Annotated in this window: 27 protein-coding genes and 3 pseudogenes; 29 read left to right on the forward strand and 1 reads right to left on the reverse strand. The window is 46.4% G+C overall.

What is annotated here, in order from left to right; translation table 11 throughout:
- Positions 1-14: 14 nt before the first annotated feature.
- The 22 genes and pseudogenes from ACFQ2I_RS23855 (at position 15) to ACFQ2I_RS06495 (ending at position 16,140) form a co-directional block, all read left to right on the forward strand.
- A pseudogene (locus ACFQ2I_RS23855) lies at positions 15-1,364 on the forward strand (DDE-type integrase/transposase/recombinase).
- On the forward strand, positions 1,357-1,860 hold the full coding sequence (locus ACFQ2I_RS06395; RefSeq protein WP_377562855.1) for an ExeA family protein: 504 nt from the start codon (positions 1,357-1,359) through the stop codon (positions 1,858-1,860). Before ACFQ2I_RS23855 ends, ACFQ2I_RS06395 begins: the two are co-directional and overlap by 8 nt.
- Positions 1,861-2,038: 178 nt before the next feature.
- Positions 2,039-3,167: pseudogene (locus ACFQ2I_RS06400) on the forward strand (IS3 family transposase).
- 292 nt (positions 3,168-3,459) lie between these two features.
- On the forward strand, positions 3,460-3,609 hold the full coding sequence (locus tag ACFQ2I_RS06405; protein WP_377562856.1) for a hypothetical protein: 150 nt from the start codon (positions 3,460-3,462) through the stop codon (positions 3,607-3,609).
- A gap of 243 nt (positions 3,610-3,852) precedes the next feature.
- Positions 3,853-3,945, forward strand: a complete 93-nt coding sequence (locus ACFQ2I_RS06410; RefSeq protein WP_377562858.1) for a type II toxin-antitoxin system RelE family toxin — start codon at positions 3,853-3,855, stop codon at positions 3,943-3,945.
- A gap of 188 nt (positions 3,946-4,133) precedes the next feature.
- Complete coding sequence (locus tag ACFQ2I_RS06415) at positions 4,134-4,592, forward strand: SRPBCC family protein (RefSeq protein WP_377562859.1); 459 nt, start codon at positions 4,134-4,136, stop codon at positions 4,590-4,592.
- Between the two features lie 401 nt (positions 4,593-4,993).
- Positions 4,994-5,236, forward strand: coding sequence for a hydrogenase maturation nickel metallochaperone HypA/HybF (locus tag ACFQ2I_RS06420; protein ID WP_377562860.1), 243 nt, complete (start codon positions 4,994-4,996; stop codon positions 5,234-5,236).
- A 4-nt stretch (positions 5,237-5,240) separates the two neighbouring features.
- The gene (gene hypB, locus ACFQ2I_RS06425) at positions 5,241-5,924 is read left to right on the forward strand and encodes a hydrogenase nickel incorporation protein HypB (RefSeq protein WP_377562861.1); all 684 of its coding nucleotides are present in this window, start codon (positions 5,241-5,243) and stop codon (positions 5,922-5,924) included.
- On the forward strand, positions 5,867-8,257 hold the full coding sequence (gene hypF / locus ACFQ2I_RS06430) for a carbamoyltransferase HypF (RefSeq protein WP_377562994.1): 2,391 nt from the start codon (positions 5,867-5,869) through the stop codon (positions 8,255-8,257). The genes hypB and hypF overlap by 58 nt, the downstream gene beginning before the upstream one ends.
- A complete protein-coding gene (locus ACFQ2I_RS06435; RefSeq protein ID WP_377562862.1) occupies positions 8,217-8,441 on the forward strand; it encodes a HypC/HybG/HupF family hydrogenase formation chaperone in 225 nt (74 codons plus the stop codon). The genes hypF and ACFQ2I_RS06435 overlap by 41 nt, the downstream gene beginning before the upstream one ends.
- Positions 8,438-9,556: a hydrogenase formation protein HypD gene (gene hypD, locus ACFQ2I_RS06440; RefSeq protein ID WP_377562863.1), complete on the forward strand. Its 1,119-nt coding sequence runs from the start codon at positions 8,438-8,440 to the stop codon at positions 9,554-9,556. The genes ACFQ2I_RS06435 and hypD overlap by 4 nt, the downstream gene beginning before the upstream one ends.
- Positions 9,549-10,568 carry a hydrogenase expression/formation protein HypE gene (hypE, locus tag ACFQ2I_RS06445; RefSeq protein WP_377562864.1) on the forward strand — a complete coding sequence of 340 codons (1,020 nt, stop codon included), beginning with the start codon at positions 9,549-9,551 and terminating at the stop codon, positions 10,566-10,568. Before hypD ends, hypE begins: the two co-directional genes overlap by 8 nt.
- A 19-nt stretch (positions 10,569-10,587) precedes the next feature.
- Positions 10,588-10,851, forward strand: a complete 264-nt coding sequence (locus ACFQ2I_RS06450) for a hypothetical protein (RefSeq protein WP_377562865.1) — start codon at positions 10,588-10,590, stop codon at positions 10,849-10,851.
- A 35-nt stretch (positions 10,852-10,886) separates the two neighbouring features.
- On the forward strand, positions 10,887-11,447 hold the full coding sequence (locus tag ACFQ2I_RS06455) for a cytochrome b5 domain-containing protein (protein ID WP_377562866.1): 561 nt from the start codon (positions 10,887-10,889) through the stop codon (positions 11,445-11,447).
- Positions 11,444-12,340, forward strand: a complete 897-nt coding sequence (locus tag ACFQ2I_RS06460; protein WP_377562867.1) for a hydrogenase small subunit — start codon at positions 11,444-11,446, stop codon at positions 12,338-12,340. The genes ACFQ2I_RS06455 and ACFQ2I_RS06460 overlap by 4 nt, the downstream gene beginning before the upstream one ends.
- 1 nt (position 12,341) lies before the next feature.
- Positions 12,342-13,748, forward strand: coding sequence for a nickel-dependent hydrogenase large subunit (locus ACFQ2I_RS06465; RefSeq protein WP_377562868.1), 1,407 nt, complete (start codon positions 12,342-12,344; stop codon positions 13,746-13,748).
- The gene (locus ACFQ2I_RS06470; protein ID WP_377562869.1) at positions 13,745-14,194 is read left to right on the forward strand and encodes a hydrogenase maturation protease; all 450 of its coding nucleotides are present in this window, start codon (positions 13,745-13,747) and stop codon (positions 14,192-14,194) included. The genes ACFQ2I_RS06465 and ACFQ2I_RS06470 overlap by 4 nt, the downstream gene beginning before the upstream one ends.
- A 168-nt stretch (positions 14,195-14,362) precedes the next feature.
- Complete coding sequence (locus ACFQ2I_RS06475) at positions 14,363-14,713, forward strand: DUF3221 domain-containing protein (RefSeq protein WP_377562871.1); 351 nt, start codon at positions 14,363-14,365, stop codon at positions 14,711-14,713.
- 15 nt (positions 14,714-14,728) lie between these two features.
- Positions 14,729-14,896: a hypothetical protein gene (locus ACFQ2I_RS06480; protein WP_377562872.1), complete on the forward strand. Its 168-nt coding sequence runs from the start codon at positions 14,729-14,731 to the stop codon at positions 14,894-14,896.
- An 89-nt stretch (positions 14,897-14,985) separates the two neighbouring features.
- Positions 14,986-15,135, forward strand: coding sequence for a hypothetical protein (locus tag ACFQ2I_RS06485; protein WP_377562873.1), 150 nt, complete (start codon positions 14,986-14,988; stop codon positions 15,133-15,135).
- An 88-nt stretch (positions 15,136-15,223) separates the two neighbouring features.
- The gene (locus ACFQ2I_RS06490) at positions 15,224-15,679 is read left to right on the forward strand and encodes a VOC family protein (RefSeq protein ID WP_377562874.1); all 456 of its coding nucleotides are present in this window, start codon (positions 15,224-15,226) and stop codon (positions 15,677-15,679) included.
- A gap of 155 nt (positions 15,680-15,834) precedes the next feature.
- Entirely contained in the window at positions 15,835-16,140 is a 306-nt protein-coding gene (locus tag ACFQ2I_RS06495) for an HD domain-containing protein (protein ID WP_377562876.1), read from the forward strand.
- Positions 16,141-16,247: 107 nt separating this feature from the next.
- Here ACFQ2I_RS06495 and ACFQ2I_RS06500 read toward each other — a convergent pair whose 3' ends face one another.
- Entirely contained in the window at positions 16,248-17,036 is a 789-nt protein-coding gene (locus tag ACFQ2I_RS06500; RefSeq protein ID WP_377562877.1) for a helix-turn-helix domain-containing protein, read from the reverse strand.
- A 217-nt stretch (positions 17,037-17,253) separates the two neighbouring features.
- On the opposite strand from ACFQ2I_RS06500, the gene ACFQ2I_RS06505 reads away from it, so the two are divergent.
- The 7 genes and pseudogenes from ACFQ2I_RS06505 (at position 17,254) to ACFQ2I_RS06535 (ending at position 21,357) form a co-directional block, all read left to right on the forward strand.
- Positions 17,254-18,033, forward strand: a complete 780-nt coding sequence (locus ACFQ2I_RS06505) for a sugar phosphate isomerase/epimerase family protein (protein WP_377562879.1) — start codon at positions 17,254-17,256, stop codon at positions 18,031-18,033.
- Positions 18,033-19,100, forward strand: a complete 1,068-nt coding sequence (locus ACFQ2I_RS06510; protein ID WP_377562880.1) for a Gfo/Idh/MocA family protein — start codon at positions 18,033-18,035, stop codon at positions 19,098-19,100. Before ACFQ2I_RS06505 ends, ACFQ2I_RS06510 begins: the two co-directional genes overlap by 1 nt.
- Before the next feature lie 126 nt (positions 19,101-19,226).
- Positions 19,227-19,391 (forward strand): annotated as a pseudogene (locus tag ACFQ2I_RS06515) (glyoxalase); the annotation flags it as partial.
- 98 nt (positions 19,392-19,489) lie between these two features.
- On the forward strand, positions 19,490-19,849 hold the full coding sequence (locus tag ACFQ2I_RS06520) for a DUF4830 domain-containing protein (RefSeq protein WP_377562881.1): 360 nt from the start codon (positions 19,490-19,492) through the stop codon (positions 19,847-19,849).
- 62 nt (positions 19,850-19,911) lie between these two features.
- Entirely contained in the window at positions 19,912-20,238 is a 327-nt protein-coding gene (locus ACFQ2I_RS06525) for a low molecular weight protein tyrosine phosphatase family protein (RefSeq protein WP_377562995.1), read from the forward strand.
- 33 nt (positions 20,239-20,271) lie between these two features.
- The gene (locus ACFQ2I_RS06530) at positions 20,272-20,562 is read left to right on the forward strand and encodes an antibiotic biosynthesis monooxygenase family protein (protein ID WP_377562882.1); all 291 of its coding nucleotides are present in this window, start codon (positions 20,272-20,274) and stop codon (positions 20,560-20,562) included.
- A gap of 315 nt (positions 20,563-20,877) precedes the next feature.
- Positions 20,878-21,357, forward strand: coding sequence for a glutathione peroxidase (locus tag ACFQ2I_RS06535; RefSeq protein ID WP_377562884.1), 480 nt, complete (start codon positions 20,878-20,880; stop codon positions 21,355-21,357).
- The last annotated feature ends 238 nt before the right edge of the window (positions 21,358-21,595 follow it).

Genomic DNA, 21,595 nt, shown 5'->3' on the forward strand with positions numbered 1-21,595 from the left:
ATGGAGTCATGAGGATGGACAAACGAAAAGCGGAAGACATGGCTGCCCAGCGCGTTCAGCTCCTCTCTCCGCTATTAGCGGAGGGATTGGATGCGGCTAAGATGAGTCAGATCAAAGCCACACTCTGTGAACAGCATGGGATCAGCGAGCGTACCCTGCGCCGGTATTTGGCACGGTACCGGGAAGCTGGCTTTAGCGGCTTGAAGCCCCAGGCAAGGGGGAGAAAACCGACTGCCGCTGCCATTACGGAATCGGTGCTGGAGCAAGCGATCCTGCTGCGTCGCGAGGTGCCTGGTCGGAGTGTTCGGCAGATCATTCAGATATTGGAATGGGAAGAGCTCGTCAAGCCAGGCGAAGTGAAACGCAGCACGTTGCAGGAGAAGTTTGAGGGACGTGGATACAGTTCACGGCAAATGCGAATGTATGAAAACAAGGGAGTGGCAGCAAGACGCTTCCAAAAGCAGCGCCGGATGGCACTTGTTCAGTCAGACATCAAATACGGCCCGTATCTCCCCATTGGGCCAGGCGGAGAAAAGAAGCAGGTCTATCTCGTACTCTTTCAAGATGATGCAACGCGTTCGGTGTTGCACGGGGAATTCTACGCCTTATTCGATCAAAGCATTGTGGAAGATTGTTTTCGGAAAGCGATCCAGAAGTATGGGGTGCCGGAGGCGGTCTACTTTGACCAAGGCAAGCAGTACAAGACGAAATGGATGGCGAGAACCTGCGCGAAGCTTGGTATTCGGCTTCTCTTTGCTCGTCCGTACTCGCCAGAAAGTAAAGGCAAAATTGAGCGGCTTAATGGTGTAGTCGACTCGTTCCTAGGCGAAGCGGAACTAGAAAAACCGAAAACGCTGGAACAACTGAATCAGTGGTTTGAGGTATAGCTCAGCGAATGCTACCAAAACAAGTCGCATGCTTCGCTGGGAGGCAGAAGTCCAGAGCAAGCGTTTCGAAATGATCCGCATCCGCTTCGTTTTGTAGAGCCGCCCGTGCTGGCCAATGCCTTTCTTCACTGCGAGAGTCGGAAAGTGGACATATCGGGCTGCATTAGCTTTATGAATCGAAAATATGAAGTCGGATTGCTATTCATCGGTCGCACGGTGGAAGTCGTCTACGATCCTGCTGACATATCGGAAATCACCATTGAATATGAGGGACATGAACCTTGGAAAGCGCGTGAACTGGTGATCGGGGAACGATCTGGGAAACGTCCTACTCTTCCGGAACACTTGCAGCCGAAACCATCGGACGCCTCGCGATTGCTGCGCGGGGCCGAAAAGAAACATGATCAGCGCCGTGAGCAACAAATCCCCGCGATCTCCTTCCGAGCGATTCGCAAGGAGGGTGAAGGCCATGTTTGAAACGTTCTACAGCCTTCGTCGCACCCCATTCACCCGGGATCTACCGACCGATGAATTGTATCTGCCGGTGATGCTGGAAGAAACCCTGGAACGTCTTGCGTATGCGGCAGAGCGCCAATTGTTCGCTGTCGTTACGGGCGATTGCGGGACCGGCAAAACGACAACAATTCGTCGGATTACAGAGGTACTAAACGCCAAAACGTACAAGGTAATGTATCTATCGGACTCCAAGTTGACGCCGCGCCATTTTTATAAAGGTCTGCTTGAACAGCTTGGATGTGAAGCGAAGTTTTACCGTGGCGATGCCAAGCGCCAATTGCACCGGGAGATCGAACTCATGCGTGGGCTGCATCATCTGAAGCCCTGTGTTATTGTGGATGAAGCGCATTTACTGGATCGCGAGATGCTGGAGGAAGTGCGTTTTCTCCTCAATGTCCGAATGGACTCGGAAAGTCCGATGGCTCTGATCTTGGTGGGTCAGTTATCTGACTTCTGAGATAATTGCCCAATCAAGAGGAGGGCCAACGGCGAAACAGAATCCATCTGGAAGTTGGTAAGTTATGTGGTATTCCAGATAACTTTTCCTTATGCCGAAATCAACTTTATGCCGAATCGATTCCCTAATGAACTATCTTCTTCTTTCATTGAAATAAAGTGAGCACCTGTTATCGCAGATGCTCGGCATAATTAGAGAGATTCAAGAAAGGTTAGCAGAATTCAAAAAACAGATGGTGAAGCTCTATGAAAATGGGAAGTCCAGGGCAGCGATTGTGGAGGACTATGACCTCACAGCATCGGCTTTAGACCGCTGGATCAAGCAAGCTCAGAAAACGGGCTCCTTCAAGGAGAAGGATAATCGTTCGTCCGAAGAAGCGGAATTGATGGCGCTACGAAAAGAGAACCAGCGTTTGAAGATGGAGGTGGATATTTTAAAGCAAGCAGCGCTGATCATGGGACGAAAGTAGCTATCATCCGGAATAACCTTGATAAATACTCAGTATCAGCTTTGTGTAACGTCCTGCAAATCCCAAGAAATACGTACTATTATGAAGCCAAAGAACGACCGAGTGAAGATATGTTAACTGAGGCAATTGTGGATATCTTCCACAAGAATCGAAACGCCTACGGTACACGAAAGATCAAATCCAAGCTCCAGGAACAAGGACTCGTCGTGTCCAGACGCCGTATTGGCCGAATCAGCAAGAGCAGGGCCTGGTCTCCACGTATACCAGTATAAACCAGTATAAGCCCCGCAAAGCGGCCTGTAATGAGGCCGCAACGACGAATGTGTTAGATCGCGAGTTTGATCAGACTGAAGCTAAGCGCTTTGTGGTCAGTGATCTAACGTATGTGAAGGTAGGGCACCAGTGGCACTACGTATGCACTCTCATTGACCTGCTCAATCGAGCAATCAATGGTCATAGTACAGGTCCACATAAGGACGCTGCTCTGGTTTCGCGTGCCTTTTCTACGGTAGATGGCGATCTGAGCCAAATCCAGTGGTTTCATACGGACCGTGGGAGTGAGTTTAAAAATCAAACGATGGACGAGCTTCTGGATACCTTCGAGATCGGTCGATCGCTAAGCGGGAAGGGTTGTCCTTATGACAATGCTGTAGCTGAAGCGACATACAAGGTCATGAAAACGGAGTTCATCCATCAGATGGAGTTCCAAAACCTTCATCACCTGCAATTGGAACTATACGACTACGTCAACTGGTTTAACAAGCATCGAATTCATGGATCACTAGGGTACATGACTCCTGTTCAGTACCGCCAAGCAGCCCTTAAAAAAGCTGTCTGATTTACTGTTGACAATCCAAAAACAGGTGTAAGTAATTTCAAGAAGGGGACGACATCAGTTAACACCGCATTCACGCATTGGGCTGACGCCCTCGGTCCGCAGAAGTAATATTCGGAGAAGCTGATACTGCGGACAACTCCCTGAGTGAGTACGTGAATACAAAAACGTTATAAGAAATTAGCGCAAGCGCAAATATGAAAGTAAACTCAAGAAGTGTATAAAACCAACAAATTATGGAGCATCCTGATATATTGGAGTATAATAAAGATGAACTACCCGGAGGCCAATGCCAATGAGTACTTCGAAACATGATGATATCGACTATATTTTGAATCATCTGAACGATAAGAATAAAGTAGTAGCCAAAAGCTTTTTGTCATGGTTACTCGAAAATCAAGAGGATGAAGAAGATGAATATTTAACAAGTGAAGATGTAAAGTAAAGGCATTAGAAAGAGGTCGAATTGAATATCAGAACGGACAGACAAAATTATTGGAGGACTTGAAGCGTGAGTTCGAAATATAGAGTTGCATTTTCGAATGACGCTGAAAAAACACTTGGGAAACTAGATAAACCAATGATAAGGAGAATATTCCAAGCCCTTGATCTGTTGTGTGATGATCCAATAGGTTCTCCGAATGTAAAGAGAATGAAGGGATCTGAAGACCAAGTTTTCAGATTGTGAGTGGGAAATTTTAGAATCATTTATGAAATCAAAGATAATGAATTATTGATATATGTAGTGCGTATAGGACCAAGAGGAGACGTATATAAATGACATCATGCCCTAACAAAATCTGTTAGGGCATTTGATTTAGAGGGATTTTGAAGGTTATTCAAGGAAGGCGCAGACATCAGATAACACCGTATTCATGTTGTGTCGCCTCCTTGGAAAGGAATTAGGTGCTGGATAGAACAAGGAGAAAATAAATGTAGATATACATTTTCTGAGAAAGGGAGTATCTCATGACTTTATTTAAACAGGAACCGGTTGTAAAAACTGAAATGCTTATTAGAAAACCTGTCGAAGAAGTTTTTGAAGCCTTTATTAATCCAGAGATTACCTCAAACTTTTGGTTCACCAAAAGTAGTGGTAGGTTAGAAATTGGCAAACGCGTTCTTTGGGAGTGGGAGATGTATGGCGTTTCAGATGAAATTTATGTGAAAGATATCGAGAAAAATAAACGTATCCTTATTGTGTCGTCAGATGGAACTTTTATAAAATGGCTCTTTAACCAAACAACCAATAACGAGACTCTTGTTTCCATTGAAAACTATGGTTTTGTAGGAAATACTGATGAAGTTTTAAACCAATGTATTGACGCAATGGGAGGATATACGATAGTTCTATGTGGGTTAAAAGCTTTTTTAGAACATAAAATCGTACTAAATCTAGTGTTGGATAAAGCTCCTGATCTCATGTGAATAAATAGTTTAAAGTAGAGCTTCGCTTTTTAGCTCCTATTCAGACGTGGGTAGTACAGCTTTACTTAGATACAATGAAATCAAGTTGGGGTAACACGATATGACGAAGAAACTGTATGACTTAAACTATATGTAAACGATTGTTGCCAAGGGCAAAGCGATTGAGTATATGACAGCGGGTGCACATCAATATGAACTTGAAAATGACTTTCATTCAGGTTGCACAAAAATCGCTATCTTGAAGAGAACTTCTTTTTGAAAAATCAAGACAGCTAATTTGACTAACACCGTAGTATCAGAGCTTTTATCTTGCTACTCACCGATTGAGGGCTTCGTTCGTCATAACTGTCGATGCGGTTCCATAAACTAAGATATGACATATATTTCGACGAAGGTATGCTATGCATGAAGTCAGTCTCGTTCATGAGATTATGTTAATTGTGATGGAGGTAGCCGAGAAAGAGGGATTATCCAGAATATCAAAAATTAAGCTTCTGATTGGCGAGAACATGAGCGTTCTGCCGGATGCCTTGGAGTTTGCCTTTCAATACTTGAAAAGCGGTACGCTAATGGAACATGCCGTGTTGCGATGGGAGATTTGCCCCGGCAGGGAATTTACGATCTCCTATATCGAGGGGGAGTAAAACAATGAGCGCTCAAATTTCGATCCAGCGGGATGTTCTTCGCGGGAATGGAGAGTGGGCGGAGCGGAATCGTTCCTTCCTAAATGAAAGAGGAATGTACGTAATGAATCTGATGAGCTCTCCTGGTGCAGGAAAAACAAGCTTGCTGGAGCAACTCATTCCGAAGTTGCGTGCCCATATCAAGGTCGGTGTTATCGAAGGCGACTTGTGTACTACTATTGATGCAGAGCGGATTGCCAATCTTGGTATCCAAGCGGTTCAAATTAATACCGATGGCGCTTGTCATCTCGATGCGCGAATGGTGCACGATGCACTTCAGAACTTCAAGGCTCATAGAGTCGATCTTTTATTTATAGAAAACGTTGGGAACTTGGTTTGTCCAGCCGATTTCGACTTGGGGGAGCACCAGCGAATCGCAATGTTAAGCGTAACGGAAGGGGCGGATAAGGTCGAGAAATATCCGAATGTCTTTACATACGCCGATGCGTTGATTATAAGCAAAATAGACTTGCTCCCCTTTGTCAACTTTGACGAACAATACTATGAGACGGAGGCACGGCGATTAAATCCTGACGCTTCTCATTTTCGAGTTTCCGCCGTAACAGGGGAGGGGATCGACAAGTGGATGCGATGGATTCTAGGTATCGTGAGGGAATTCAAGAACGAACACGAGTCCAACTCGATGTGAAAGGAACGGTTCAGGGGGTCGGGTTCCGCCCGTTCGTGTACCGGCTTGCAGAACGGCTTGGAGTTAGTGGATTTGTCAGAAACATTATGGGGGAAGTCATCGTCGAAGCTGAAGGGACGAACGATCAAATTAAAGCCTTCGTTTATCAATTGCGCCACGATCCGACGCCTCCGATTCGGGTAAATCATATCCGGGTGACAAGATTGCCAATAAGCCATGATGCCTATTTTACGATTGAAGCAAGTAAGGAAGACGGAGCAGGCGAAGGCGGTTTCCCCACGGATCTTGCCACTTGCATGGAATGTATGCAAGATATTCATAATCCACACTCCAAATATTATCGCTATCCCTTCACCAGTTGCACCTCATGTGGTCCTCGATACTCCGTCTTGAGGAAAATTCCCTATGATCGAGAACATACGACCTTTAAATCGTTTCCACTTTGCGAATCATGTCGCTCAGAGTATATAGACCCATTCGATCGAAGATTTCATGCTCAGACCCTCACCTGTCCCCACTGCGGCCCTGCGATCGAGTACAGGAGTTCCGTTCGTTCGTTCGTTTCAAGCGAAGCGCTACTCGCTTCCTCGGAGGCACTTCGTGAAGGACGAATCCTTGCCGTTAAGGGAATTGGGGGATTCCATTTCATCTGCGACGCTACCCAAGAACAAGCGATACATAATCTTCGTATTCGCAAACGTCGACCTCGTAAGCCCTTCGCTTTGATGGCAAGGGATTTAAATGATGTAGAGAATCTTTTCGTTGTGACTGCGGCAGAGCGGCAAGCATTAACGGGTCCGGAAGCACCAATTGTATTATTAAAACCCAAAGAACATGCAAAGCAGTTGCTTCCTTTGCTCGCTATTGCGCCGGGGTTGATACGTATCGGCGTGTTTCTTCCATATACGCCGTTGCATCATATATTAATTTCGGAAGGTTCAGGATGGTTTGTGGCGACAAGCGGGAATGCAAGCGGTCATCCCATGACATACAGAAACGATGATGCTCTTTCAGGTCTTCGTGGTATTGCAGATGGCTTGCTTCTCCATTCACGGGATATAGCGGTGCCGATCGACGACTCCGTCGGACACGTCGTCGATCAGGAATTCCGATTGATTCGAAGCGCACGCGGATATGTACCTGTCCCGCTTCGAATCCCGTTGCCGCCAGCGTTATATGCTCATGGACACCCGGACGTCATTGGCATTGGGGCAGAGATGAAGAATACCTGCTGTCTTATTAAAAACGGAGTCGCGTATGTAAGCCAACACCTAGGCGACATGGACACAAACGAAGATTTGGTCTTTCATCGCCAGGTTCGCGATCATATGATGCAATTATTCGATATCAGTCCGGAAATCATTGCTTACGATCCGCATCCGAACTACGCCATTTCACAAGAGGGACTAACGGGGAAGCCTATTGATCAGTACCCCGTACTGCATCATCACGCTCATATGGCTGCTTGCATGGTGGAGAATGAACTCGATAATCCGGTCATTGGCTGTATATTAGACGGATCGGGGTACGGAGCAGACGGTTCCGTCTGGGGGTTCGAAGTGTTAACGGGAGATTTCAACAATTTTAGACGCATCCGTTCTCTACACCCCCTCCTTCTTCCCGGCGGTGAAGCAGCAATTCGAAATCCATGGATGATCGGCATATCCCTGATCGATGCAGCGACCCACGACCGCCATACGACACTGCGATACATTACGAAACGATTTCCGCAGTACAGCAAGCATTTCCCAATATTATTCGCTCAGCTTACCGGTAAACTCCCCTCGCCGCGTGTGAGCAGTGCCGGGAGGTTGTTCGACGGCGTCTCCGCAATCCTAGGCATTTGTATGGAGAGTACTTATGAAGGCGAAGCGGCGCTTCAACTCAGCGAGCTCGCCGATCCGTTCGCAGAACAACCTGGCGATGACGAGGACAGGGGCGATGTGTACCCATTCGAAATTGTCGAGGAGCGATGGGACGTTACTCCGACCATTCGATCACTCTTAATCGACCTCGATAACCGCTTGCCGACGTCATTGATCGTTCTAAAATTTCATCGCACCGTGGCGGCGATGGTGACGGAAGGCGTTCGAGCGGCTAGCAATGAAACCGGCATTCGTCAGGTTGTACTCAGTGGCGGGGTTTGGAATAATCGCTACCTACTATCCGACGCGAAGCGGCGATTACTTCGGGAGGGGTTTACTGTATATACCCACCGTACTATGCCTTCAGGTGACGGAGGGATATCCCTCGGCCAGGCCGTGTGCGGATTATGGAGGTGGGCGAAGGAGCATGTGCTTATCGGTACCTGCGATAGTGATCGAAGTAGATGAGTGGGAGAAGCAAGCCAAGGTGGATTATATGGGAAGTCGGTTCAGGGTAGGTATCGCGCTATTGGAGCATGTGGAGAAGGGGCAATATGTGCTGGTTCACGCCGGAGAAGCAATTCAAATCGTAGATGAAGAGAGGGCGCTGGACGGACTGGCACTTTGGAAGGAGATGCTCGGCGAAGAATGAACTTATGGATGAAACACAGGGACGCGGCGAATAGCAAGGAGTTGTACCGGCTGATCGAACCTTATCTCCGCCGGAATTGCGCGAGGGTTGGGAGGAAGCTTCGATTCATGGAGGTGTGCGGTACGCATTCGGTTGCCTTCAGTAAGACGGGAGTCAGGGACCTTCTAGCTCCATATGTTGAATTAATCAGTGGCCCCGGTTGTCCGGTGTGCGTCACGGATCAACAAGATATTGACCAGATGATCGCCTATGCGGGCCAGAAAGATGTGATCGTAGCGACTTTCGGGGATATGCTATGCGTTCCGGGATCGCGATCCACGCTAGAGCGTGAGAGGGCGAAAGGAGCGGACGTAAGAGTCGTGAACTCCGCTTCGCAAGCCGTTCGGCTTGCCGAAGAATTCCCTTCCCGCGACGTTGTTTTTCTCGGTGTAGGGTTTGAGACGACTGCCCCCGGCGTTGCGCTGACTCTAAAGGAAGCGGCGTTGAAGGGGCTGCGGAATTACTATGTATACTCCGCGCATAAGCGGACGCCCCCTGCGCTGGATTCGCTGCTTTCCGACGAATCGCATCGTCTAGACGGCTTCATTCTCCCCGGTCATGTGTCCGTCATAATTGGACGCAATGGATGGAGCCACTTGGAGAAGCGTAACGTACCGGCCGTCATTGGAGGATTCGATCCAATGGATTTGCTGCTATCCATCGGCATCTTAACGAGAGATCTGGAAAGGAAAAGGCGCACGGTGCGAAACTTATATCCACGTGTCGTGACTCAAGAAGGAAGCAGGACGGCTCAACAACTTCTATCCCAATGTTTCGAGGTTATAGATGCTCCATGGCGCGGATTCGGATCACTACAACAAAGTGGGTATGCCCTTCACCGGAATTACGCTGCGTATGATGCTTCAATCCATATTGAGGCGGCTGTATCCATGCCAACGGTAATCAAAGGCTGTCGATGCGGCGAGATCGTGAAAGGGAAGGAGTCCCCCTTCGACTGCAAGTTGTTCGGAAAAGCATGTACGCCGGTTCAGCCGTTGGGTCCTTGCATGGTTTCTTCGGAAGGAACCTGTTCGACCTATTTCCGCTACGAAAGGACGAAAAAACGTAATGCGTAGAAAAAGGCAATCGGGCAATATTGTACTCGCACATGGCGACGGAGGACAACTAACGCAGGATCTTGTAAAAGAGGTGTTTCTTCCTTATTTCGATGACCCGGCATTGCTCGAGCAGAACGACGCCACTTCGCTCACAATAGATACACGGCAAATATCAGTAAGCACAGACAGCTTTGTCATTCAGCCGTTGGAATTCCCGGGCGGGGATATCGGTAAGCTGGCGGTGGCTGGCACGGTCAACGATTTGGCGGTGAGTGGAGCTAGACCGGCTTTCCTTACGGTGGGGTTCGTTCTGGAGGAAGGTTTCGAAATAGAAACATTGAAGAAATTCGTATATTCAATGGCTATTACTGCGCATGAAGCGGGAGTGCGCATCGTGGCGGGGGATACGAAAGTCGTAGAACGAGGAATGTGCGGAGGAGCGATCATAAACACGACGGGTATCGGATTCATGGAGCATCCGGGAAAATTTGCGTATCGCAATATTCAAGCCGGCGACCGAATTGTCATCAACGGTGGAATCGCCGAGCATGCGATAACCATATTGGCCACCAGAGCAGAACTTGAATTTTCTCCTCCCGTCATGAGTGACTGCCAAGTGCTGCGTCCGGTCATCGATCGTGTTCTGGAACGCTTTGCAACGGTCCGCTTCATGAGAGATCCGACTCGCGGAGGCATCGCAACCGCATTGAAGGAGATTGCACTCCTTACAAATCTGGATATGACATTACAGGAAGAAGCGATTCCGATTCAGTCGGCGATTCAAGGGGCGCTCGAGGTCATGGGCATGGACCCGCTATACTTGGCAAACGAAGGAAAGGTCCTGTTTATTGTCGCGAGCAATGAAGCAGCAGAGCTAGTCGATTTCTTGCGCTCGATTCCAGGAAATGAACTGGCTTGTGAAATAGGTCATACCCAAGAAGGAAACGGAACCCTTTGGTTACAAACCGCTATTGGCGGAATGCGTGAGCTCGGCATGTTATCCGGGACGCCGTTGCCTCGAATATGTTGAACTGAAGGAGGGAGTACTTATGTGCCGAGTTAATCCTGGCGCCGTCGTGCCTGTCCATGTCGTCTTGCGTTCTATAAGCGATATGGTGCAACTGGTAACGATACAAACTGAACAGTTGAAAACGTGTTATCCGGATCACGATAAGGCTAAGCGATCGGAGCTTACGGAAGCATTGAACACGGCAGCATTGCTTCAGAAGCAACTGGTTGCCATTCAAGAAGGAATGGAGGAACCAGCGGTTCGCCGCGAATCGACGATAACCTTTTTCGACGTTAACGAATAAGATGCCCATAAAACACGTTATGGGAGGAAGTACCTGTGTCGAATCCAGCGCTTGTTCGGCAACAAAAGAATATATTATTTTCAGAAATTCAATACTTGATTCGACTATTGTACGTGACGCAAGATCCCGATATGAAAAACCTAACCTTAAATCAACTCTGGAATAAAGTAGATCAGCTCCAATTTCTTACTCATCTCGAGGGTTCTTCTTGCCCCTACACATCCGCTAGTTCACCCGGGGAAATGACTATGCCTACCGCGCTTCCAATGTCCGCAATGCCTGCTCAGCCACAGCTTCCTGCTGCTTCCTTGCCGAGTCAGGGAATGCCTCAGTCGCAAACGATGCCATCCAGTCCAAATCCGCAACAATCCTTCACTCGTGAACAACTAGCTCAATTCGACGGCAGAAATGGAAGGCCGGCTTATGTAGCGGTAAAAGGAATCGTGTATGACGTCACCAATAATGCGGCTTGGTCGGCCGCTTCTCATTTCGGCTTATCGGCTGGAAAAGACCTCACGCAAGAATTTGCTTCCTGTCATGCTGGGGAGCAGTGGATTCTAAATACACTTACACCGGTGGGGAGGTTAGTTGATTGACGGAACAAACAATTCTGCCGCCTGAGCCCGTCACCAACGAAGCGATCGCGAAACGACTCTTTGAAGACGCGAAGCGGAAGTTGGCCGTAGGGAACGCATCCAAACCGAAATTGGTCTGGCTAGAGCTTAACGGTTGCTCCGGGAATATTATTTCATTGCTAAACGGTCAAAATCCGGGCTTTGCGTACATGATGACTTCGATGGTTGATTTGGTATATAGCAACAGCTTGATGATTCCGGAAGGAAACCAAGCCATGGATCGGTTGTTTGAACTGCTTCGTTCAAACGAGCCGTTCATATTAGCCGTCGAGGGAGCCGTGTCACTGAAGAATAACGGCATGTACCAGATCGTGGGGAGCTATGACGGAAAACCGTTGACAGGGTTGCAAGCCGCTAAAATGTTAGGGGCCAGAGCGACGCATGTCATAGCTGTAGGAGCCTGCGCCGTTGATGGGGGACCGTCAGCTGCGAAGCCAAACCTCTCGCAGAGCGTAGGCTTGCAGCAAGTACTGGAGCGAAAAATAATCAAGCTGCCCGGATGCCCTTGCCATCCGGATTGGTTCTTGGGGACGTTATCTCACCTTATCGCCTTTGGAGAGCCCGCGTTAGATCGAAGAGACCGCCCGCTGTTGTTCTACAGTACCTTGATCCATGATCGCTGCCCGCGACTTGATTATTTTCACAAAGGAATTTTCTCCAAAACGCTGGGAGAGCCGTATTGCCTATTCAAATTGGGTTGCCGCGGCCCCGTTACTCGCGTAGATTGCCCGACGCGTCGTTGGAACGATCATATCAACTGGCCGATCGGGGCCAGTACTTGTATCGGTTGTTCCCAATACGGTTTTCCGGACCAGATGGCTCCGTTTATATCCTACGAGACGACGGAGGGTTAATATGACGAGACGAATCGTAATTAATCCTATTACGCGAATGAGCGGATTTATGGAGCTCGATGTTACCGTGGAGGGCGGGGTAGTAACGGAAGCCAAGACAAAAGGGACCATGTTTCGAGGCTTCGAGCAAATGATGGTGGGGAGGAGCCCCTTCGATGCCATCTATTTAACACAGCGTATATGCGGGATATGTTCCACGGCTCATTCCGTAGGGGCTTCGTTAGCGTTGGAGGATGCTCTGGGCGTGGTTCCTACGGAGCAAGGAAGGTATTTACGGGACGTCATTCACGCGAGTGAGTTTCTTCAAAACCATATTCGCCACTTTTACCAATACGGAGTGCCGGATTATGTAAGGATTCCGAAATTGAATACGATCTACGACTCGGAACACAACGATTTTCGTCTGCCGTCATCGGTTAACGATAGGATCGCAGCGCATTATTTCGATTCCTTGCCGATCAGCCGCTTGGCGCATGAATTGCTGGCGACCTTTGGAGGGAAAGCCCCGCACAACCACGGTGTGTTCGTGGGCGGGTATTCTACGCCGGCCTCGGTGGATCAGCTTGTTCGGGCAAAGTCCATTTTGAAACAAATCAGCCTATTTACGAATGAGAAGCTTATTTCGGATGCTTATTTGTTGGCGAAGTATTATCCCGACTATTTCCAGATTGGCCAAGGACATGGTAACTTGATGAGTTATGGCATTTTCTTTGATTATTCGGAACTCGGGACGTTATACGTTAAGCCAGGCTTATATCAGCACGGTTCCTACCTGCCATTCGATCCCGATAAAATAACAGAGTATCACGATCAGTCCTGGTACATCGGAAACAGCCCGAACCGTCCACTAGAATCGATGCCAGAGCCGGATATGGAAAAGCCAAATGCTTATTCCTGGGTGAAAGCGCCGAGATACGATGGTTTGCCTTTTGAGGTCGGTCCCCTGGCGAGGCTCTGGTTAAGCGGCAATTATCGAAACGGAATTTCGACTATGGATCGGACCCTTGCACGTGCATTAGAGGTTAAAAAAGTGATAGAGGTCATCGAAGTCCTGCTGGATCAAATCATACCCGGAACCGCTGTGCAAAAGCGATGGGATGTACCGGATCAAGCGATGGGCTCTGGACTGACCGATACGACCCGAGGGGCGCTCGGTCATTGGTTGAAGATTGAAGAAAAGAAGCTGTCTTTTTATCAAATCATTACGCCGTCCGGATGGGATTTCTCGGCCAGTACCTCTATCAACAAGGGCACGGCTGAGCAAGCGCTGTTAGGTACACAGATCGCGGATCCGGATCACCCTGTCGAGCTCGGAAGAATCCTGCGGTCTTTCGATCCCTGCATGTCTTGCGCTACGCATGTACATCGTCCAGGTCACCCTTCAAAAACGTTTCAGGTATTCGGATGAAAAAAGTACTTGTGCTGGGCATTGGCAATCGGTTGATGCGTGACGATGGAATCGGCGTTTACATAGCGGAGACATTACTGAAGGAGAATGAGTCAGGAGAAATTCAGTATTTGGTTGGCGAGACAGATATCGACTTCTGCTTGAGGGTAATGGAAGGCGTGGATCGATTAATAATCGTCGATGCGGTGAAGTCAGATCGAGAGGTCGGGGATGTATCGTGTCATCCCATTGAGGAGATTGGTTTCTTTCAATTAGGAATTTCGATACATGATCTTCATCTCTTCTCGATCATTCCAGTCATGTATCCGCTGCTTCATGTTACCGTCATTGGTATTGATGTCGAGTGTGTTGATTTCGGGCTGGGGTTAGGTCAGGTATTAGAGCTTCAGTTTCCTCGTATCGTTCATGATGTTCGGAGCATGGTCTGTAGCTTATTGGATGAATAACAAGGCCAAAAGCCTGGCATGCAGGCTTTTGGCCTTGTTATCGAGAATAAAAGAATAACGCAGATGTTCAGACTGAGTTGCCGTTGAGACTGTTCCGGATTCGAAATGGTTGTAGAACTGGAATTCATAGGCAAGTCGGTATTCAAAAATCCACAGAAAGGAGACAGAATGAAAAAAACGATTGTTATATCGCTCATTTTGCTCGGTATCTTAACTTTATTATTTATATTATTTGAAAGTACGAGAGGAGAGGCAGATCTGATTGGGAGAGTAGTCGATGAAGATGGAAGTCGGATACTGGTTATAAGCGGTATTACGAAAGAAGAGATAACTGGAGAGGTAAACGAAATCATAAATTCCGGTAAATATAAAGGTGCTTACTGGATAACTGTTAAAGGAATCCAATCCTTCAAGAGGTATGATATTGGTGATCAAGTCAAGGTATGGTTTACTAAGGATGTTGCGGATTCATACCCTGCCCAAACTGGAGCTGTAAAAATAGAAAAAATGAAAGAATGAGGAGGAGCGAGCGCTGTGTTAGCACTAAAATTCAGTGAACACTTGGTCGAAAGATGGACGGAAAAAGGGTTGTCACAAGCCGTTGTCACTCTCGTTGCTCGAAAAGGAGTTATCGTCAGTCATCAAGCGTATGGCTCAGCTATCTTGGATATGATGCCCGCTTTAGCAGCTATTGAAGAGTAAGCGGCGAGGCGCCAATATGGGATGAAGAAATCATTTCGAGGAAATACACTGACAACTGAATGACATTCAGCAAGCGAAAGGTGAGATTCATGATGGGCATGATCTTAATGATAATTATCTATTTTTTGCTAGGCGCATTAATTGTGAAGCTAGGTATTGATAACTCTAAAGCTACAAAGCAAACACAAGAAATAGTAGAAGAATTAAGAGAAATAAAAGAAATCTTAAAGTACAAATGAGAAATCAGCATGTCGTTTTATGAAAGCAACAGCTAACAGTAAACCTGATCGATATGATAACTGACTTATTTTAAAGGAGTGGAAAATCATGATTCACAATTTGTATGAAACACATTTGCAAGTAAAAGATCTTGAAACATCGATTGACTTCTATGTTAACCTAGGGCTTGAATTGGGTTTAAAGGTAGAGAGAAGAAGAGGAGCTTTTTTATACGTTGGTAAGGATCGTCAAATACTTGGTCTTTGGGAAGTACCAAAAGAAAATGAAATCAACAAAAGACATTTTGCTTTTGGTACGGATCTAGATCTGTTAAAGAAATCAATTGACTGGCTTAAAGAAAAAGGAATTCAACCCGTTGCGATGTTAGGAAAAGAACCAACTGAACCCATTGTTCATGCTTGGATGCCAGCGGCGGCTGTGTATTTCAACGATCCTGACGGCAATGAATTGGAGCTTATTTCTTGGCTGCCTGATGATCCGAGCGATAATGAAGGGGTAGTTTATTTAAGTGAATGGCAAGAAATGATGAAGGACACCAAGTAAAGATTGTGTGAATCACTTAGCTGGAGGGGGATAAGAATGTTGTCCTTTACTACACTTGAGGGGTGATGATGAATGGAAAGATGTGAAAGCCCGACTAGAACGGTTAATGGAGTGGGGCGTGATGATGATGGCATTCATCCTTAAGGAACACGCAAATGAAGAGGTTGATTTGTCGAATATTCGGCATACTCCCTGCAGAACAGAAAAATGAGTTAATGGCGCTTTGGGTTGAATTTGAAGAGCGAGAATCAGCAGAAGCGAAATATGCTTCAGCATTAGATCGGCTTCAACCAAACATTCATAACTTCAACAATAAGGGAGATACTTGGCAGAAATATGGCATAAAGAGCCGTCAAGTGTTACAGCGCAATGAAGGAATAGAAGATGGATCTAGAAGATTATGGGAACATGTACAGGACATAGTTCAGCAATCCATAAAGCATGGTTTTAATACAGAATAGCTGATTAGGGAGCAACGGTATTCGCCAATAGGCGGGAATTGTTGCTTCCTTTTCTAGATGGACATGACGACATAGCAGATTGAAGGGGAGTCTGATCGTTGAAGCGGCTAGAGGAGATGAGAAGCCTGCTTCTTATATTCACTAGGCGAGAGTTGGAAGCGGGAACGGAATATACGGTTGAAATGCGTGTAATTCGCGAATCCGCATTGATAAGCAATTTCTTGCAGTGTCATGCCGGGAAGTAACATTCGCTCCTTGGCGATCGACAAGCGAACATCGATCATATAATCCATGACCGATTGTCCAATGTTATCTCTGAAGAGCTGGGAGGCTCGAGACACGCTTAAGCCTACAGATGCTGCGATATCGGATAGATGCAACGGTTCGGTAGCGTGCCGTTCTATAAATACTTTCATACGGCTTGCAACAGATGCATCATAGGTCATGTCGCCCACGTCCTTGGCGAGAAGTCGCTTCAAATGCAACAGCAAACTGCGGGTCAAATTGGCGGCAATTTCCGGTTCGGTATTGTGCATCATTTGCTTCTCATAAATAAGATGCTTCCATAATGAGATCAGCATATCGTTCATGCCGATATGCTGATGAACAACAGCTCCATTGTCAGCCCACCACTGTGCTGCCCAATCGTCGTTCGGATCAAGTCCCAGATAATAATCGGCAGAAGGCGCTTTAGCGCTTCCCTTAATATCCAATTCATAACTATCGTTAGGCGAACAGAGCAATAAATCACCCGGACGATTGAAATAGGAATTGTCGCGCACAGCTGCTGTGCAGAAGCCTTCGGTCTGGAAGCGAATCAAGCAGAAGGGCTGTGAACTTCTCTTTCGGTAGAATTCGCGAGTATGTCTGGAATAACCTACACTCATAATGGCCATTGCTGTCGCCCCTTTCTCATTATAACGTTAAATAAGTCAATCAGAACTATCATCTCAGATATTCTAAACTTATTGTTATGCATAAGTAAAGCAATATTATATTTAAATTGTAATCGTAAAAAAAGTAAACTAATTCGGCAAAGAAGTTAACGACATATATGGGCAGAGTGGCTATACTTGGAACCAATAACATAACCATAGAGGAAAGGTGAGAGGCGTGAAAGTGATAAAAGAGAAGTTAGCAGTTCAGCTGTATACGTTAAGGGAGGCTTGCCAGATAGACTTCTACCAGGTGCTTCGGGAGTTGAAGGCAATGGGATGGGCGGGGGTTCAGCTTGCGGGTTATCATGGGCATGATCCAGTCAAGCTAGCTGAATATATCCGGCAACTCGATCTGCAAGTCGCCGGCATGCATGTGAGTCTTGTGCAAATTACAGAGGAGCTTGATAGGCTGGTAAATGAAGCAAAACTATTCGGAACGCGTGATCTGATTTGCCCATCCTTGCCGCCAGAATATCGCACTGTAGACGGCTTTCGCGAAGCCAGAGCACAGTTGAACAGAGCTGCTGAGAAGGTTAAGGAAAAAGGTATACGTATTAGTTACCACAATCATGCTTTCGAATTCGAAGAGCGCGTAAACGGTCAGTATGCGCTCCAATATATGCTTGAGCCGATCGAAAACAATTTGGTGCTCGCCGAATTGGATGTGTATTGGCTGAAGAAAGGAGGACAAGTGATCGAGTCCTTCCTCGCGCCATATGCGAATCGAATGCCGATTATCCATCTGAAGGATATGACAGCGGATGATAGACAAGCTTTCGCACCGATTGGAAGCGGGTCGATTGCGTTTGAGCCAATATTGCAATGGGGTGAGCAAAACGGGATTGAATGGTACGTCGTGGAACAAGATCAATGCGATGGCGATCCTATGGCAAGTGTGGCAAGCAGTTATCACTATTTGATGTCTTTAATCGATAAGATGGAGGCGAAGTGCTAATGAGTAGGAAGATTAGAATGGGTATTGTAGGAGCGGGCAATATTTTTCGAGCTGCTCACTTGAAGCCGTTGCTGGATCATCCCGAGGTAGAGATTATTGCAATATGCGATATTAATGCAAAACGTGCGGAAGAGGTTGCCCGCGAGAACGGAATTGCAAATTTCTACAGCGATTATCGTGAGTTGTTGAAGCGCGACGACATCGATGCTGTTGATGTCTGTACCTCCAATCTGTATCATTCCATCATATCGATTGCCGCATTGCAAGCAGGCAAGCATGTGTTCTGCGAGAAGCCTGATGCCGTTAATCCTGAGGAAGCGCAAAAGATGGCAGATGCAGCGAAAGCAAGTGGCAAAGTGATGATGACGATGCGCAACAATCGCTTCACGCCTGCGGCAAAGTTTTTAAAGCGCTTCATCGAAGAGGGACATATGGGTGAAATCTATACAGGTCGCTGCGGCTGGGTGCGCAGGCGCGGTATTCCGGGTAAGGGCGGCTGGTTCACGACGAAGGAGTTGTCCGGAGGCGGTCCGCTTATTGATCTGGGTGTGCATTTCATTGACTTGACGATGTGGCTGATGAACAACCCGAAGCCGGTAACGGTAAGCGGCGCTACGTATACCAAATTCGCTAATAATGACCTTGCTGATTCGGTCCACAGCAGCTTCGGCGAGAAGCAGGAGAATGGCACGTTCGATGTCGAAGACTTGGCAACAGGCTTCATCCGATTCAACAGCGGCGCCTCGTTGCAAGTCGAGTTCAGCTGGGCTTCCAATATCGGTGAGGAAATGAACTTCATCGAGCTGCGCGGGACGAAGGCAGGCTTCCGACTCAAGAACGGTGTCGTAGAGGTATTCTCGGAAACGTCAGGTCAATTGACGAACGTTATGCCGGTCATGAAGGGGACGCCCCCACAGCCGCATGGGGAACATATTAAACACTTTATCGATGTCGTACAAGGCAGAGTTGAACCGACGATAACGCCTGAGCACGGGGTAGAGATGATCAAGATTCTATCCGCAATCTATACATCTGCTGATACGGGACGTGAAGTCGTCTTACCATAATGTAAAGAAGTTGATGGAGCCCAAGGTTGATACGCCTCGGGTTTTTCCATTGTTCAACATGGTTGATCAGATGTATAATCATGGAAGAGGACCCAGCGTGAGCTGGAAGGGAAGGAAGGTATTTCGATGATCATTGGAATACATCATGCTCAGATTACGATTCCGAAAGGACAAGAAGAAGCTGCAAAGTCTTTCTATTGGGGAATCCTTCAGTTGAGAGAAATCCCAAAACCTAATTCTTTAGCGGGACGAGGCGGTTTTTGGGTGGAAGTGGGAAGGATCCGAGTCCATTCATAGCAAGGAGTGATCTTATCGAAAGGCAGCTTCTACTATTCATAGTGTTCATTATGTGCACGATAATGATGGTTTCAGCGTGCAGTTCCAAGAGTGTGCATAATCAAAGTCATGTGACATATTTGAAGAAATATGGTTGGACGATTAAGCAATTTTCCTCTGAGATGAAGTATGATGCTGGTTCATTATCCTCTTATGAAGAGCGGATGAGACAGGTTAAAAATGAAGCGCAGCTCGATTTATCGCCTTATCGCAATAAGGCTGTGACGGAAACGGCTTACGTGCTTCATGAGAATATCAACGGTTATAATCATGTGAAAGTTTATATTTTTGAGAGTGATCATACAATTATTGGTGCTTATCTAGCTCTAAATCATGAGAGATTAGATAATGATAAGTACAAGATTATTGAGGGAGAAATTCTGCCGATGAATGCATTTAGGGGTGGGAATTGAGAAAGCATTTTAACATTGGGAGAGCTCTCGTTTGAAATTCATTACTGATAGAAGGTGGGCATATTAAGGTATTATTTATCTGCAGCAAAAATAAATGGAGAAGCCTGACAGCCGAAAAGATATTTGAACGAAATCATAATTTCCACGTGCGCTCGGCCGGAACTGAAAACGGTGCGAGAATGAAGGTGAACTCCGGGCATATCGGATGGGCGGATGTCATTTTTGTCATGGAGAAGAAGCACGAAAGAAGATTGCAGCAGAAATTTGGGCAAGAGTTGTACGGGAAGAAAATGATTAGGCTCGATATTCCTGATGATTACAGTTACATGGACGAAGAGCTTATCGAAATGTTGACAAATAGAGTTTTTGAGTATATCGAAATTGACTGACCAAGAATAATCCAAACTGAAGGGACTACGAAAATGATACTTGAGGTAGCTATGCTGCAAGTAAAGCCAATGATGACCGAGCAATTTGAGCAATCTTTCAAGGAAGCTTCACTCATTATTTCGAGCATAAAAGGTTATATTGATCATGAACTTCATCATTGTATGGAGGACAGCAATAAGTACGTCTTATTTGTGAAGTGGGAGTCGCTTGAGGATCATACAATAGGATTTCGTCAATCATCGGAGTATCTGGAGTGGAAGAAGATGCTTCATCATTATTATGAACCGTTTCCGACTGTTGAGCATTTCCAAAGAATCATTTAGTCTCTTAACATTAGAGATTGCTAGTGATTTGATCGTTCACTATATCATCCTTTGGTATTCTTCTACTCATTATTGGATTTGTTCTTCTGGAATTGATTAAAGCTAATCGAACAGAATTAAACCAACTAAGACTTGAAAATGTTGAACTGAGAAAAATGCTTGATGAAAAGGGAAACAAGGACGAAATGAAATGAATGAATCAGTATGCTGTATGCAGTCGTCACACAGGAGCTTTTCTGAATTGTAAGTTTGCTGGGTCTTCGGTATATTTAAGGTGTAGTTCACCTATTCTAATAGAAAAAGGAGCCCTGACTAATGAGCGTATATGATTTTTCAGCTGAAACGATAACTGGTGACGTTAAACCGCTGTCAGACTTTAAAGGCGACGTGTTGCTAATTGTAAATACAGCCAGCGAATGCGGTTATACGAAGCAATACAAAGGCCTGCAGGAAATGTATGAACGATTTCAAGAACGGTCATTCCAAATACTTGGTTTCCCATGCAATCAATTCGGAGCGCAAGAGCCGGATTCCAACGAAGCCATTGCCGCTTTCTGTGAACGCAACTACGGCGTAAGCTTCCCGATGTTCGCGAAAGTGCAAGTGAACGGAGAAGATGCTCACCCACTGTTCGCCTACCTGAGAGAGCAGGCACCAGGCGAAAACGGAGTAGATGATATCAAATGGAATTTCACAAAATTTCTAGTGGATCGTCAAGGAAATGTGGTGAAACGTTACGCTTCAGGTGAGACACCGGAGCAAATCACGAGTGAAATTGAACAGCGATATTTTTAAATACTTACCCTATTAGAAGCATTGTACCGGAATATGGACAATGCTTCTAATCATTTTCCAGTACATTAGCAAATTCCACCATGCCATATCCCCTGTTTTTACAGGTTTTTCGTACAATTATTTATCTTATATGTGGTGTTTTTTAACATGTCTGAGAAAATGCTGAATTTACTTGGTATGCAACTGTGGCTTACATTGTCTGTTGTAAGTTGCGTTTTAAGAATAACGAAAAAGGGAG

Origin of the sequence: Paenibacillus chungangensis (assembly GCF_042675905.1) — a bacterium.
Lineage (GTDB): Bacteria > Bacillota > Bacilli > Paenibacillales > Paenibacillaceae > Pristimantibacillus > Pristimantibacillus chungangensis.

Excerpts from the sequence above, each read along its gene's own strand:
- ACFQ2I_RS06395 (WP_377562855.1), top strand. The coding sequence starts at position 1,357 with ATGTTTGAAACGTTCTACAGCCTTCGTCGCACCCCATTCACCCGGGAT.
- ACFQ2I_RS06405 (WP_377562856.1), top strand. The coding sequence starts at position 3,460 with ATGAGTACTTCGAAACATGATGATATCGACTATATTTTGAATCATCTG.
- ACFQ2I_RS06415 (WP_377562859.1), top strand. The coding sequence starts at position 4,134 with ATGACTTTATTTAAACAGGAACCGGTTGTAAAAACTGAAATGCTTATT.
- ACFQ2I_RS06420 (WP_377562860.1), top strand. The coding sequence starts at position 4,994 with ATGCATGAAGTCAGTCTCGTTCATGAGATTATGTTAATTGTGATGGAG.
- hypB (WP_377562861.1), top strand. The coding sequence starts at position 5,241 with ATGAGCGCTCAAATTTCGATCCAGCGGGATGTTCTTCGCGGGAATGGA.
- hypF (WP_377562994.1), top strand. The coding sequence starts at position 5,867 with ATGGATTCTAGGTATCGTGAGGGAATTCAAGAACGAACACGAGTCCAA.
- ACFQ2I_RS06435 (WP_377562862.1), top strand. The coding sequence starts at position 8,217 with ATGTGCTTATCGGTACCTGCGATAGTGATCGAAGTAGATGAGTGGGAG.
- hypD (WP_377562863.1), top strand. The coding sequence starts at position 8,438 with ATGAACTTATGGATGAAACACAGGGACGCGGCGAATAGCAAGGAGTTG.
- hypE (WP_377562864.1), top strand. The coding sequence starts at position 9,549 with ATGCGTAGAAAAAGGCAATCGGGCAATATTGTACTCGCACATGGCGAC.
- ACFQ2I_RS06450 (WP_377562865.1), top strand. The coding sequence starts at position 10,588 with ATGTGCCGAGTTAATCCTGGCGCCGTCGTGCCTGTCCATGTCGTCTTG.
- ACFQ2I_RS06465 (WP_377562868.1), top strand. The coding sequence starts at position 12,342 with ATGACGAGACGAATCGTAATTAATCCTATTACGCGAATGAGCGGATTT.
- ACFQ2I_RS06470 (WP_377562869.1), top strand. The coding sequence starts at position 13,745 with ATGAAAAAAGTACTTGTGCTGGGCATTGGCAATCGGTTGATGCGTGAC.
- ACFQ2I_RS06475 (WP_377562871.1), top strand. The coding sequence starts at position 14,363 with ATGAAAAAAACGATTGTTATATCGCTCATTTTGCTCGGTATCTTAACT.
- ACFQ2I_RS06485 (WP_377562873.1), top strand. The coding sequence starts at position 14,986 with ATGATGGGCATGATCTTAATGATAATTATCTATTTTTTGCTAGGCGCA.
- ACFQ2I_RS06490 (WP_377562874.1), top strand. The coding sequence starts at position 15,224 with ATGATTCACAATTTGTATGAAACACATTTGCAAGTAAAAGATCTTGAA.
- ACFQ2I_RS06495 (WP_377562876.1), top strand. The coding sequence starts at position 15,835 with ATGAAGAGGTTGATTTGTCGAATATTCGGCATACTCCCTGCAGAACAG.
- ACFQ2I_RS06500 (WP_377562877.1), bottom strand. The coding sequence starts at position 17,036 with ATGGCCATTATGAGTGTAGGTTATTCCAGACATACTCGCGAATTCTAC.
- ACFQ2I_RS06510 (WP_377562880.1), top strand. The coding sequence starts at position 18,033 with ATGAGTAGGAAGATTAGAATGGGTATTGTAGGAGCGGGCAATATTTTT.
- ACFQ2I_RS06530 (WP_377562882.1), top strand. The coding sequence starts at position 20,272 with ATGATACTTGAGGTAGCTATGCTGCAAGTAAAGCCAATGATGACCGAG.
- ACFQ2I_RS06535 (WP_377562884.1), top strand. The coding sequence starts at position 20,878 with ATGAGCGTATATGATTTTTCAGCTGAAACGATAACTGGTGACGTTAAA.